The sequence below is a fragment of the Paenibacillus radicis (ex Xue et al. 2023) genome, assembly GCF_024722015.1.
Lineage (GTDB): Bacteria > Bacillota > Bacilli > Paenibacillales > NBRC-103111 > Paenibacillus_S.
Map to the genome: position 1 here is coordinate 80,914 of NZ_JANQBD010000012.1, position 14,114 is coordinate 95,027.

A 14,114-nucleotide genomic window follows, 5' to 3' on the forward strand; every position below is an offset into this window, starting at 1 on the left:
TAAGAAAAGGATCGAGGAGATATCTTCTCCTTGATCCTTATACTTTAAGTTTCATTACTTTTTGTTTGCCGACACTATTTTGTTCAATGCTTCGGTCCCTTTGGAAATCGTTGTATTGAGGTCCTGGACGCCAAGTAAAAATTTTTCCGTTTCAGCATTGAATGCTTTCGAGGCTTCCGCACTATATGACGGAGGCATATCCAGCTCTGCAAACTTGAATGTATTCAATACGTGCAGGAGCGATTCCTTATCCATAAATTGCGGTTGCGCCACATTACTCATGACCGTATCTACAAGCTTGGATTTATCCGCTTTCTTCCATGCCGGAAACTCCTTGCCTTGAAGAACCAACCCTTCCGTCGATAAATACCTTGCCACCTTATAGGCTTCTTCCTTATGCTTAGACTTGGAGGATACGGCGATGAAATCTCCATTAACTCCCGTTAATCCGCTCGGATCATCCTTGGAAAACTTAGGATATGGAGCGTATACCGTTTTGAAGGTTGCCGGCAGCTGTGCCGTGCCTCCGGATTCCTTTACTAGCCAGGACCCGTCAAATACCATAGCGATATTACCTTTCATATAAGCGGCCCGGCTATCCAGCTTTTGCGCGATGATATCTGCATACGGCATTGCCGTTTTATCAATTTGCTGCGCTTTCCACATCATTTCCAATGATTTTTTTGTTCGAGCGTTATCGAGATTTGGCGTTCCGTCTTTTCTATACATCCCATTTTCCTGCGCTTGATTCGAGAGCACGGGATTCAACAAAGTATTATGAAAATGTCCCCCGTATATTTTTTTAACACCCTCGCCTTTAGTCAGCTTCCTGGCATAATCCATGTAATCATCCCACGTCCAATCCGTTGGTACGGGAAGTCCGGCAGCATCCAAATATTCTTTATTCAACAGTACCAGCTTTGCACTGTATTTTCCAGGTATAGCGTAATATTTCCCATTAAATTTCATATCCAGCATGTATTCTTCGGTGTAATTGATTCCTTCCTTCTTCATATACTCATCAAGCGGCTCCAGCATCCCCATGCCAATACGCTGCGTGTAACTACTGGAGCTATTCAGTACAAAGACGTCTAACTGCTCACCGGATGCAGCCAATAAATCCAGCTTTTTCATCGCGTCAATCGCACTTTCAGTTAGAAATTCATACTCAAGCTTAATACTGGGGTTCTTGGCATTGAAATCGTCAACCGCCTTGTTGATCGCTTCCCTTTCGTTCGTGTACCAACTGTGCAGCTTGATGACGATTGGCTTCTTTTCAGTCGAATTGACGTCTTTATTTTTCGTGTCCGGCGTGCTTTGCCCAGAGGAACAACCGATCATTGTGCCAAAGGATAAGACAACTATAGGCAGAACCGCTATCCATTTAATTTTCAACCTATTTCCCCCTACTAAACGTTTGAATTTCAACCTTTTACACCCCCAAGAGATATCCCTTCAATAACCTGCCTTTGCCCAATAACGAAAATAACGAGCAGTGGAATAATCGCTGAAACGGTGCCTGCCATAATAAGTGAATAAAATTGACCATTTTCGTCTGCAAAAGATTGAATGCCTAATTGAAGCGTATACAAATGCTCGGATCGAAGAAATATGAGCGGATTCTGATAATCATTCCAGCTCCATATAAATCGCAAAATCGCATAAGTGGCAATCGCCGGACGAACAAGAGGGATACCGATATATAAGAATGTCCGATAATGCCCTGCACCGTCAAGCTTTGCTGATTCCAAGAGCTCCTTATTAATTCCAATAAAAAACTGCCTCAGTAAAAAGGTCCCGAGCACGCTAAAGCTGCCTAGCAAAATGAGACCCGTATGACTGTCAAACAATTGCAACCATCGGTAGAAAATGAACTGCGGTACCAGAATCGCTTCATGCGGAATCATATATGTACATAACAGCAGGAGGAAAAGCACATTTTTCCCTTTAAAATCGATTTTCGAAAATCCATAGCCAGCCATGCAAGAAATCACAATGGACAAGCATGTTGTGATGCCGGTTACTTTCAGAGAGTTCCAATAGAAAAGCGGGAAGGGGGATTTCCCCATCCAAACAGCTTTATAATTTTGCACCGCATTCCAGTGCTGAGGAATCCATTCTACGGGATAGTTGAACACATCAGCCTCGGGCTTCAATGAGGCAGAAAGCATCCAGATAAACGGTAGCAGAAAAGCGATTCCTAAACAAGACATGATAACGGTGATAATCATTTTTGTCGGGCTGAGCCTCGTCATGCCTCCAACTCCCCTTAATAGTTAACCCATTTCTTTTGCCCATACCATTGGATAAGGGTGATAATTAAGACGAACACGAAGAGCACCAATGCCATCGCCGATGCATACCCGATATTCAAATTAATGAAAGCCGTTTCATACAAATAATAAACGAGAACCGAGGTCGACCGCGCCGGACCTCCCTGCGTCAAAACACTAATAATATTAAACACTTTGAAGGAACCGATAATCCCTGTCACCAGTAAGAAGAACGATGTCGGCGATAGCATGGGAATGGTTATTCGCGTGAGCTGTACCCACGGACTAGCTCCATCCATTTCCGCCGCTTCGTAAAGATCCTTCGGAATTGACTGTAAGCCGGCCATATAAATAATAAGGTTAAACCCGATACCCGCCCAAGTCATTATCCCCATTAGAGAAGGAAGCGCATAATCTACATCGGCCAGCCATTTGGGAGGGTTGGAAATTCCCATGGAGATCAGCATTTGATTGACCGGACCATGGCTCGGATGAAATAAGACTTGCCAGACGATTCCAATAGCTACAATACTCGAAATATACGGCATAAAATAAATAATTTTAAAGAAGTCCTTGCCATAAACCGATTTATTGATAACAACCGCCAAGAGAAGAGCGAGGATCATCGTCAAGGGAACGATCAGAATGAAAAGCATATTATTCGTAATCGCCCTCCAAAAAATCGGATCGGCCTCTAACCGCTTAAAGTTTCCTAAGCCTACGAATTTCATCTGATCAATTCCCGCAACAAAGTTCCAGTCGGCAAAGCTTAACAACAATGAAGCGATGACAGGCACCATTACCAACAAGAGAACTCCGAGCAGCATCGGACCCACGAATACATAACCGGTCAGCGTTTCGATGAGCCGAAGCCGACTCTTGCCAACCGCTGCCTTTCTTGCCTGCAAACCGACAGCCGTATTGGAATGCAATGAAATATCCCCTTTCCATAAGAAGCTTTTAGTTGATCAACTAAGTTAGTTTCATTATAGAGAAGCAAATTTTTTTTCGTAATGCAGAGGTTTGACCGAAATGTAATTATTTTTACTAAACCAATAAATGTAACAACAACACATATGTATAAACTAAAAAGCAGGAGACAAGGGTATCCCCGTTGCTCCTGCTTGACCAACCAAACTTCACTTTTGAATTATAAAACTGCCTACACCTTAACGGCTTCCTTGTTTTCTATTTCAAAATCAATCCTTTTTGAAGAGTTAGTCGGTAATACATTCGCAAATACATCATTAAGACGTGAAAGTATGCCTGTACTCTTTTGCTTGGCTGCCGGTTTATTTTCTTTAGTCCATTCTTTTAATAATCCTACAAACCCTCTAATTGTGAACAAGGTGAAATTAATCGATACAAAAGTATGCAAAATAGACCAAGATTTCCATTTAAACAAATTCGTCTTTTTCTCCAATATCCATTGTGCTATAGACATAGGAACACTAAAGTATAAGCTTCTTAGAATGGTTACCGATGGTTTAGTATTGTATGTCGATCTTACCCACAGCACGCTAAGGAGAGGATAAAATAGCAGATCATACAAAATATTCGTATCAAAAATTTTGGGGTAAGGGCGAACTGGATATTCAATTCTTTTGCTTTTAATAAAAATGGAATCAATTGAGCTCGATAATACGCCTTTCGCGAAAAAAACAGTTAGGTACATAAGCAAGTTTTTTCGTTTAAACACGAATGGAATAGAGGCAAAACTAGATACCCACAGCAATCTTAACAATAACCTTTCCAAATTAAATTCCTCCCTACTTGGCAACCTCTTATAGTATTAAAAGAAAGGAACCTATCTATGTATTTAAAATAATTCTAAATTTCGGAAAAACAGTGGACTCTAAACTACCCGCCAATACTAAATCCACGGAAGTGAGGGCAATGCGGAAGTAATTGTTCCTTTATTAGCTGGAAAGCCAAAAAAACAGAGGAATAACGGAAGCGCTTGTTCCGGTATCCCTCTGTTTTTATTCATAAATGTCCAATTCAGCCGACATAACGGAATTCCTACTTCCGCTATTCCCTTAGATTAGAGCTGGCTGATGGAATAACGGAACTCTTAGTTCCGTACAAAATGCTACTTCTTATATACAATTGAACTAATCACCGATTATTAAAGAAACAACTTTGCCTTCATTCACATCAATCAAACCATGATCCGTAATTTTCAACGCTGGGCTGACTGCCAATGAATGTGTGCTAATCGACATAATCGGGTTATAATGCTTATAGCCTAACGACTTCATCGCTTTGCGGATCGACTCCAGCTCCATAGCTGTCTGCTCCAACGAAGCTTCCGTTAAAATTCCGCCTACCGGAAGATGAAGATTGGCAAGCAGCTTACCTTCATCTACCACACAAAAGCCGCCTTGATTCTTAATCACTTCATTGGCAGCCAGCATCATATCCTCGACATTATGCCCTACAACAAGCAGGTTGTGATTGTCATGGGAATAAGACGTTGCTACGGCTCCTCGTTTGATCGTGTCGCCGCCGATTAAACCGTATGCTCGATTCCCGTTTTTTCCGTAGCGTTCAAATGTAGCAATGAGCCCGTAGCCACTTTCCTCCCAGCGAAGCTCGCCTTCACGAACTTCTGCCTCGCCCTTATGCTCTTCAGTAAAAGTCGAACCGTCTTTTACCATCATCACACGGCATGCATAGCGGCCATCCGCAGAATCTACTGCCACGGAGAAAGCTTTCTCATCCAGCAGCGGCAGTTTAACACTTGTGTAGTAATGCGCAGGAAAGGCACCCTGACTTGCTTTCGGGCTATATGACTCCGTGGCGTCGTATACTTTCCGGCCATCTTTAAATACTTGATCAATGGTTAGCTCCGAGAGGTTGGAAATCAATAAAAAATCACTGATTTTTCCAGGAGCAATAGCTCCACGATCATACATTCTCATTCTTCTCGACGGAGTGAAGGTACTCGCGTAAATCGCTTTCTCCGGCTCCATCCCCATTTCAATGGCTTTGCGAACGATATGGTTCAAATGCCCCCGCCGCTGGAAGGAATCCGGCATCACATCATCGGTTACGAAGCAGAAGTGCTCGGAAACATCATGCTGAATCAGATAGTCCATCACTTCTTGCGTCATTGATTTTTCCTGGATCTCAATAAACATCCCTGCACCGATCCGTGCTTCCATTCCTTCAATCGTTTGATGGGTATGATCGGAATCTACCCCGCTGTATATAACCCTTTGCAAATCCAGGTCAAGCAGCTTTGGGCAATGCCCTTCGATGATTAGATGCGGATAATTATTGCGGATATGATTTAAAATTTGATTCGTCTTGCAATCAGGATCCTTAATAATATCTACATAGTTCATAATCTCGCCTAAGCAAATGATTTTTTCCGAACGTAGGAGCTCATCCAAATCTTCAATTTCGATAGCTCCACCCGTCGTTTCCATGGAAGTTGCGGGTACTGAGCTTGGAATCGCATAAAACATATCGGCTACACAAGCTTTGCTCGCCTTGATCATTTCCCTCACGCCATCAAGCCCAAAAACATTGGCCATTTCATGAGGCTCCGGCACTATGGTCGTTACTCCATTCTTAATAAGTCCATAAGAGAAAGTTTCCGGTGTAACCATCGTGCTTTCAATATGAAGATGGATATCAATGAGTCCGGGAATCATGTAGCGTCCTTGTCCATCGAGACATTCACCCGCCTCGAAGCTTTCGGCGCCCCGATTTCCGATATATAGAAACTTTCCATCCAATACCGCGGCATTGCCAAGGATGAATTTTTTAAAATAGCTGTTGTAAATTTGCACATTTTCAATCAGCAAATCGACACGCATTTGCTTGCACCTCCAAGTTCACTACTCAACTAAAACCAATTTCTCGCTAGGAAATAGAAGACGGATTTCACTGCCATTAGAATAAGGGTCTTCCATTTCTTTGTTAACGGTGAAATCTCCCAAATCAGTCTCCACCACGTACTGGTAGCTTCTCCCCAAGAATGTGCTTACCTTCACACGTCCTGCCAACCGGTTCGGACCCATTTCTATTTCCTCAATCGAACCGATAATGACATCCTCAGGGCGAATAGCGCCCTTCTTGCCCTTCTGCTCACCTTTGCCAGGGTTTTTAGCCGCGATAAAAGTATAGTCCTTAACCTTAAGTTCGACCTCGTCGTTTCTTTCTTGTCTTTCATCAAAGGTTATAAAATTATTAAAGCCGATAAATCGTGCTATAAACTCTGTCTTCGGATATTTGAAAATCGTAGCAGGCCGATCCAGCTGTTCTATAATCCCTTTGTTCATAATAGCCACCTGATCCGAGATAGAGAAGCACTCTTCCTGATCATGGGATACATAGACGGTAGTAATGCCCAGCTCCTGCTGAATACGGCGGATTTCCACCCGCATGTTCACACGCAGATTGGCGTCCAAATTGCTCAACGGCTCATCGAAGAGCAGCAAATCCGGCTCGATTACGAGTGCCCGAGCGATTGCGACCCGCTGCCTCTGGCCTCCAGACAGCTCCTTAGGGAACCGCTTTTCAAAGCCGGACAAGCTAACCGTATCGAGCATTTTACGCACGCGGCGGTCCAGCTCAGCTCCGCTTACCTTGCGCAGCCGGAGACCAAACGCTACATTGTCGTATACCGACAAATGCGGGAACAAGGCATAGCTTTGGAACACGAAGCCAAAGTTGCGCTTATTGACAGGTACACGTGTGTAGTCCATACCATTTAACGTAAATCGGCCTTCCTTGGCCTCCAAGAACCCAGCGATAAGACGCAGAGTTGTTGTCTTGCCGCAGCCGCTAGGGCCGAGCAGCGAAATGAGACTCCCTTTTTCCACACTGAGGTTAAAATCCTTCAAAATATATTGCTGGTCATAGGCAACCGATACACTCTCCAGAGTTAGCAAAGCCATAAGCGAAAGCCTCCATTATCGTTTGGTAAAATAGGATAGACCCATCAGCCGTTCAATTACGAACATAAACACCGCTGTAAAGATCATAAGAATTACGGATATTGCGGCAATCGTTGGGTCAAAATGGTTTTCCACGTACGTCAGCATTTGTATAGGCAGCGTGCTGACCCCCGGACCGGTCATAAACACGGAAATATCGACATTATTAAAAGACTCCAAGAAAGCGATAAGAACGGCTGCTATTATGCCGGATTTAATATTGGGCAGCACCACTTTGAAAAATGTTTTGAGCTGTCCAGCACCCAGACTTAAAGCTGCTTCTTCTATAGCAAAGTCAAAATTGGATAGGCTTGATGCGATAACTCGTATAATAAAGGGCAGCATAACCACCGTATGTCCAATCAACAGTGCCGCATAAATCGGCAGGTTATACGTCACGATTACATATTTCAGCATCGTAAATCCAAGTACAATACCTGGAATAAGTACAGGTGAAATAAACACAGCATTCAGTAAACTCTTCCCTTTGAACTCAAATCGGCTTAATGCATACGCCGCCGGCATACCTATCAGCAGCGCCAATAAGTTACCAATAAGCGATACGATGATCGAGGTGTAGAAGGTTTTTGTGAACATGGAAACTTCCAAAATGTTGCTGTACCACTTAAGCGAGAAGCCTTGGGGCGGAAATTTCAAGACGCTCCCCGGTTCGAATGAAGTGAAAGCAATGATTACAAGCGGTCCAAGCAGAAATATATATACAAGCAGCGTAAACAGGCCTAACCCTCGATTCTTCTCCTGCATCCCTTCTACCCCTTCGGATTTAATTTATTAGCCAGCTTGTTCATGAGGCCAATGACCAGGAACGTGATGATGATCATGATCGTGGCGATGACAGAGGCCAAATACCAATCGTTAAGCGTAATGGCATTTTGATACAGAAATGTGGAAATGACTCGCTGTTTCCCGCCTAACAAGGCTGGGGTCGTATAAGCTGTAAAGCTTCCGACAAAAACAAGAATACTCCCTATAATTAATCCCGGTACGCTTAGCGGCACGATAACCTTGCAGAAAGCTACAAAACGGTTAGCGCCAAGACTCTCCGCCGCTTTGATCAGATCAGGATCGATATTCTCCATAACACCAACTAAAGTAATGATAATTAGCGGTAAAAACAAATGGACCAGACCGATTATCATCGCAGTAGGTGTGTACAAAATGTCTAAAGGCTCTTGAATTATCCCTATGGCAATAAGCGAGTTGTTAAGCAATCCCTTTTTGCCCAAAATGATCATCCAGCTGAAGGAACGAACAACCGAGCTTGTAAGCAGTGGAAAAATAGCCAGCGCAAGCAGAACCGCCTTTTGCCTAATAGAACGCCTGGAGATGTAATACGCAACAGGAAACCCTATAACTATGCACAACAACGTAGTGAATAGGCTGACACGCAATGTGGTCGCCAAAATTTTAAGAAAATAAGGATCCTTGAAAAAGTGCATATACCCTTCAAAGGTAAATGCTCCTTTATTGAAAAAGGTTGAGCCAATCGTCAGAAGAATCGGCACTACCATGAACACCGTCAGAAACAGCAGACCCGGTATCAATAATAAATATAAATACGTTCTCTTCATGTAACTTTTCTCCTGTTCCTTGAGTTAGCTTTCGCTAGGCACGCAGAGCCCGGGTAAATAGCTGGAGAAATTCGTCTGCCCTTACCTCGAGGCAAACATGGACATTCGGCTCCCTAGACAAGCGATTCTGGAAATCACATACCGTTTGCCCATCGCAAAGCTCGCTTTTCGTTTCCACATCCACATAATAATGTTTAGTGGTAACCAATGTCCGGTCAATAGCTACACCTACGGCCAACGGGTCATGCAATGCACAAGCTCGGACACCATACCGCTCGTAGTAGCGCTTCATATAATCGGCCGTGCTTTCCTGGACATAGCGGCTGATTGGAGTATCTCCCAGGGATTGAATATGCTCCTCCGTCAGCAATGCCTTCCGCGTAACGTCCAAACCAACAAGCGTTAAGGAAGGGAAGCCGGCTTGAAGAACAATCTTCGCTGCTTCAGGATCTACATAGATGTTATATTCCGCAGTCGGGGTTACATTTCCGAAGCTCGCCACTACACCGCCCATAACTATGACTTCCTTCACTTCATGAACCAAGGCAGGATATTTCATCACGGCAAGTGCCAGATTTGTCAGAGGCGCGGTCATTATCAAGGTGACTTCCCCGGGTTGACGTCTTACCTGTTCAATAATGAAATCAGTGGCATGCCCCTCCTGAACGGTTTTAAGAACCGGCATCTCGCTTAAGGCTCCGCCTAGTCCGTCCTGTCCATGAACCCGATGCTCAAAATAGGACGTACGCATTAGCGGCTTATCTGCCCCTCGAACGACTGGAATCTCTTGCTCCACTCCAGCCAGCTGCAAAATTTTGCATGTATTTACAGTCGCCTGATCCAAGGATACGTTGCCATTCACTGTGGTGATTCCCAGTATATCCAGCTGCCCGCAACGGATCGCCAGTAAAATGCCAAGGGCATCATCAATTCCTGTATCCACGTCGAGGATGACTTTCTTCTTCATAATATTTCCCCCCTTATTAATAGCCGTGACAGAACAGATAACAAGGGTACATGCTCTGTCATGCTAGATCATATACCCTTGCACTTCTATATTATTGAGCTCTTATTGGGTTACTTCACGATTCCAACGGTCGATCCAGGACTTTAGATTCTGGTTTACAGCTTTCATATCCAATTTGCGAAGCTTGCTCACAACATCAGCGCCGTAAGTGATTCCAGTTGCTTCTTCAGGAGACAATTTCAGCGTTGTGTTGACCGGAGAATCTACTTTAGCTTTAGCCGACTTCTCTTGTACTTCTTTGCTCAAATGCCAGTTGATGAAATCTTCCGCTACTTGCTTGCTTTTGCTTCCTTTAATCACATTGACTGTATTCATGATGGCGTAACCGCCCTCTTGCGGTGTAATGAACTTTGTATCCGGTACTGCAGTTTTCAAATCTTTAACGTACATTTCCATAATTGGTCCGGCAGCAATTTCGCCTTGTGCGTACATGTTCACGAATTCGGAGGTTTGGCTGTAATACTTAACAACCCCTTTGTTCAATTCCTTGATCTTGGCAAAAGCCTGGTCCGCATTAAATGCAGTATTGCCAGCTACAACAGATGCTGCATCCAAAATCATCGGACCGCTTGTGGATGTGATGTTAGGCAGAGTCAGCTTCTTAGTAAGCTCAGGACTCCACAGGTCGCTCCATGATTTGATTTCTTTACCCGCGGCTTTCGGGCTATAGGCGATACCCAATTGACCGATGGTATACGCTGGACCATAATCTTCACCAAGCGGAGCTTTGGCCAGATCATAAATATCCTTCAGGTTTGGAATGCGGCTGCGGTCGATTTTATCGAACAAACCTGCTTCAATACCTTGCTGTGCATAATAATCGGATAAATAAATAAGATCCACGCTTGAGCTGCCTTGCTTAACTTTGTTAAGACGCTCAGCATTGTTACCGGTTTCCAGTACGATTTGTACGTTATGTTCCTTCTCGAACGGTGCGTATACTTCTTTCTTAAAGAAATCATCGGAGAAACCCCATGTAGAAATAACCAGCTTGGTTGGTTCGCCCTTCGGTGCTGGTGCTGGTGCAGGTGCAGTACCGCCTGCTGTATTCCCTTGCTCTTTGGCTGGAGCTCCACATCCCGTCAAAGCCATTCCTACCACGGTTAAGGAAAGCAGCCCTTGCAACATTCTCTTTTTCATAATCATCGTCCTCCCATTTTTTGTATAGATATATAATTTGAATCGTGAATCCCTGTTTTATAATACTAGTATCCTTTCCATATCCCGGAATATACACGGAGTGCCAAACGATACCACTAAAACAACCTTCTTATGTACTAAAAAAAACAAAAAGTACCCTTGATAGAATAAAATCTTCTAACAAGAGCACTTTTCATTGTAAACAATGCAAAGAGACATCCGTTTCATATCATGTGGTTTCCTCTTAAGATAGATCAAAAGAGAAACGCCGACTGGACTATTCAGTTTGTTTAAGAATAATGTTCGTAATGGCCCATTGTGTCGGTGGATCATAATCCCTTAATACGGCTTCGATGGATAGGCCCATTTCGAGTTCCAGCTTCTCCCGGATTTTCTTCTTGTAAATGGAGGACATATAAAAATCAACCTCATGCTTCAGCGTCGGGGCTTCTCCCTCTAAAGCTGAAGAGCGCGGAGAACGGCGATGCTTGGCATGAATCGTAATGATATTATGATCCAATGATGCCTTTAGCAGCGTAGTGCCAAATCCGAACAGCTCCTTGGCAATCTCGTTATAGAGGTGACACAGCTTCTTCCTGTTTTCACTAGAATCTATTAGCGGCATGGGATCACCTTCTGGAGCATTTTTTGACCCATAATCATATAATCTATTTGTATATAATACATAGAATTGAACAATTTATCAAGCAATCGTTCGTCTTTTTATATAAAAAAAGCTGATTTTCATTCTGTTTTCATAAAAGAGTGACTGTTTCCCGAATGGGTTAGTAAAATAAGGATAATTTCGCTATTTTTGCTCAACATTTCAACCTGATATAATAAATAGAGAATCTGCAAAAAGCGGGCAGCCCATTAGTTCAGACTCTCGCTTTTTTACATAGACTAGTGTTTAAAATGCCAGCTTTTCTGTTGAAAAGCTCCAAGGAGGCTATAGGAATATGATTTTACATAGGGGAGAAACGTTGTTTAGGCAAGGAGAATCTGGCCCGCTCTACCATCTGAGAAAAGGTCTCCTGAAAATTACCCGAATTCATGAGGATGGTAATTCTGTACTGTTGAATATCATTGTGCCCGGAGAAATTATCCCCCATCATTCGCTCATTAGTCCAAATCCTTATAATGGAACAGCCGTCGCGCTCGTTACCTGCGAAGTTATAATGCTTCCAGCGGCAGATTGGTATATCGAAAATGAGCGTGATCCTGAGAAGTGCCGCGCCATCGCTCTGCAGCTGCAAGAGAAGCTTCGTATGATGCAGCAGCGTATCGATCAGCTTACCGAAACCGCTCCACTCGAGAGACTGCGTAAGCTGCAGCTCTGGTTCCAGGCTTATATCGGACCAGGCAAGCTGACCGATGTGCTAACGCAGGATGAGATCGGTCAGTTCATCGGGCTTCGCCGGGAAACGGTTAACCGATTGCTGCGGATCAATCCGCTTCAATAAGCGACCTTGATAGCGGCTGATTTGGCTTGGGAGTGACATGCATATGCAATGAAGGAACTGTAAGGTATACCTTCTACAATGTGCTGGCCGGACCAAAAAACTCATAATGAATGTTCGTCTCACGAACTCCCCACTCTTTAAGTATTTCATTGACAGCCTTCATAAAAGGTATCGGTCCGCAAAAATAAAAGCTGGACTCCTTAGTGCCGACAACGCTTGTCAGCCATGGAAAATCAATTAAACCTTCTTTATGAAATGAGTTCAACACCCGATCCCGATCCGTTGGTTTCGCATAACACCAATAGACGGATAATTGCGGATGCTCAAGCGCAAGCTCCTCCACATGCTCGCGCATCGCGTGCATATCTCCATGTTGAGCGGCATGGATGAAGGTCACGGGACGGCTCGAATCTGTTTTTGCCAATGTGTTCAGCATGCTGATCATCGGAGTTAATCCCACTCCTCCGCTTATTAATACTACGGGCTTGGCATCCTGCTGCTCCAAAGTAAAATCGCCAGCCGGCGCAGAGATTGCAAGAACATCTCCTTCTTTAACCTGCTCATGCAAAAATACCGAAACCTTTCCAGCGGGATGCCCCTGGATCGAATCTTCCCTTTTAACCGAAATTCTATAATAAGGTTTCCCTGATGCATCTGAGAGGCTGTATTGACGAATATGAGTATGGGGATCGTCCGGGATTTGTATGTTTACACTAATATATTGACCCGGTTTAAAAGCTGCAATCGCTCCGCCATCCTGCGGAACCAAGTAAAAGGAAGTAATTACGTCGCTCTCCTTTACCTTACGTGCTACCCGGAATGGCCTGAACTCAGCCCATCCTCCATACTGCTCTTGAGATTGCTTATACATATCAGCCTCAACACTAATGAATACATCCGCAATAACGTTATAGGCTTCTCCCCAAGCTCGCAGAATCTCAGCATTAGCCGCCTTGCCCAGCACTTCTTGGATGGCTGCTAGCAGATGCTCCCCTACAATTGGATAGTGCTCGGCTCGGACACCTAAACTCCGATGCTTATGGGCAATCTGTTTAACTACCGGCAATATAGCTTCTAATTTATCTATATGCTGTGCAGCTGCGTATACTGCATTAGCTAATGCAGTCTGCTGCTTGCCTTGCTTTTGGTTAGCATGATTGAAAATATTCAGCAGCTCGGGATGATTGGCAAATAGAAGCTCATAAAACTTTTTGGTGATAGCCGTTCCATGCACTTCCAGGACAGGTACTGTTGATTTTATGGTTTGTATAGTTTTTTCACTTAGCATTGGGTTCGCTCCTTTGAAGTCACTTGATATGACTGTAAGTATAAACGAAGGAACGGCCCCCCTTAGTGATCTCAATCACATCAAAAGGCAACGATTTGTGACCGGTTCGCGTGGTATACTAAATAAGTCCTGAATAGGCTTAATCGAAGCTGTAGGTTGCTACATCGACGGTTTGATTAATAGCGGAAGTCATCATTCCGGTATTTCCAAAAAGAACATAAAAACGAAGAGATAGAGGAACCTTTCGTTCCTGTATCTCTTCGTTTTAACGCATAAACTGCGCGCTTTCTTCCTAATAACGGAATTACGCTTCCGCTATCGTCTCGAATTTGGCGAAGTAGATGGAATAACGGAACTTTCTGCTCCGCAACAGTAATTCTCA

The 14,114-nt window shown here is 43.8% G+C and carries 13 protein-coding genes; 1 reads left to right on the forward strand and 12 read right to left on the reverse strand.

Features of this window, described 5'->3' with window-relative positions; genetic code table 11:
* Positions 1-54: 54 nt before the first annotated feature.
* The 11 genes from NV381_RS17210 to NV381_RS17260 form a co-directional block, all read right to left on the reverse strand.
* A complete protein-coding gene (locus tag NV381_RS17210) occupies positions 55-1,395 on the reverse strand; it encodes an ABC transporter substrate-binding protein (protein WP_258214525.1) in 1,341 nt (446 codons plus the stop codon).
* Between the two features lie 29 nt (positions 1,396-1,424).
* Positions 1,425-2,255 carry a carbohydrate ABC transporter permease gene (locus NV381_RS17215; RefSeq protein WP_258214526.1) on the reverse strand — a complete coding sequence of 277 codons (831 nt, stop codon included), beginning with the start codon at positions 2,253-2,255 and terminating at the stop codon, positions 1,425-1,427.
* Between the two features lie 14 nt (positions 2,256-2,269).
* Positions 2,270-3,205, reverse strand: coding sequence for a carbohydrate ABC transporter permease (locus NV381_RS17220; protein WP_258214527.1), 936 nt, complete (start codon positions 3,203-3,205; stop codon positions 2,270-2,272).
* Positions 3,206-3,435: 230 nt separating this feature from the next.
* Positions 3,436-4,029 carry a CBO0543 family protein gene (locus NV381_RS17225; protein ID WP_258214528.1) on the reverse strand — a complete coding sequence of 198 codons (594 nt, stop codon included), beginning with the start codon at positions 4,027-4,029 and terminating at the stop codon, positions 3,436-3,438.
* Positions 4,030-4,387: 358 nt separating this feature from the next.
* Entirely contained in the window at positions 4,388-6,100 is a 1,713-nt protein-coding gene (locus NV381_RS17230) for an adenine deaminase C-terminal domain-containing protein (protein ID WP_258214529.1), read from the reverse strand.
* 21 nt (positions 6,101-6,121) lie between these two features.
* Positions 6,122-7,183: an ABC transporter ATP-binding protein gene (locus NV381_RS17235; RefSeq protein WP_258214530.1), complete on the reverse strand. Its 1,062-nt coding sequence runs from the start codon at positions 7,181-7,183 to the stop codon at positions 6,122-6,124.
* A 15-nt stretch (positions 7,184-7,198) separates the two neighbouring features.
* The gene (locus tag NV381_RS17240) at positions 7,199-7,987 is read right to left on the reverse strand and encodes an ABC transporter permease (RefSeq protein WP_258214531.1); all 789 of its coding nucleotides are present in this window, start codon (positions 7,985-7,987) and stop codon (positions 7,199-7,201) included.
* Positions 7,988-7,992: 5 nt separating this feature from the next.
* Positions 7,993-8,814, reverse strand: coding sequence for an ABC transporter permease (locus NV381_RS17245; protein WP_258214532.1), 822 nt, complete (start codon positions 8,812-8,814; stop codon positions 7,993-7,995).
* 34 nt (positions 8,815-8,848) lie between these two features.
* Positions 8,849-9,781: a nucleoside hydrolase gene (locus NV381_RS17250; protein WP_258214533.1), complete on the reverse strand. Its 933-nt coding sequence runs from the start codon at positions 9,779-9,781 to the stop codon at positions 8,849-8,851.
* A 102-nt stretch (positions 9,782-9,883) separates the two neighbouring features.
* On the reverse strand, positions 9,884-10,981 hold the full coding sequence (locus NV381_RS17255) for an ABC transporter substrate-binding protein (protein ID WP_258214534.1): 1,098 nt from the start codon (positions 10,979-10,981) through the stop codon (positions 9,884-9,886).
* Positions 10,982-11,258: 277 nt separating this feature from the next.
* Positions 11,259-11,606, reverse strand: a complete 348-nt coding sequence (locus NV381_RS17260) for a DUF2294 domain-containing protein (protein ID WP_171652152.1) — start codon at positions 11,604-11,606, stop codon at positions 11,259-11,261.
* Positions 11,607-11,940: 334 nt separating this feature from the next.
* On the opposite strand from NV381_RS17260, the gene NV381_RS17265 reads away from it, so the two are divergent.
* Positions 11,941-12,444 (forward strand): Crp/Fnr family transcriptional regulator, encoded by a 504-nt coding sequence (locus tag NV381_RS17265; RefSeq protein WP_258214535.1) that lies wholly within the window; start codon positions 11,941-11,943, stop codon positions 12,442-12,444.
* Positions 12,445-12,517: 73 nt separating this feature from the next.
* On the opposite strand, the gene hmpA is transcribed toward NV381_RS17265, so the two are convergent.
* Positions 12,518-13,732, reverse strand: coding sequence for an NO-inducible flavohemoprotein (gene hmpA / locus NV381_RS17270; RefSeq protein ID WP_258214536.1), 1,215 nt, complete (start codon positions 13,730-13,732; stop codon positions 12,518-12,520).
* Positions 13,733-14,114 lie beyond the last annotated feature (382 nt).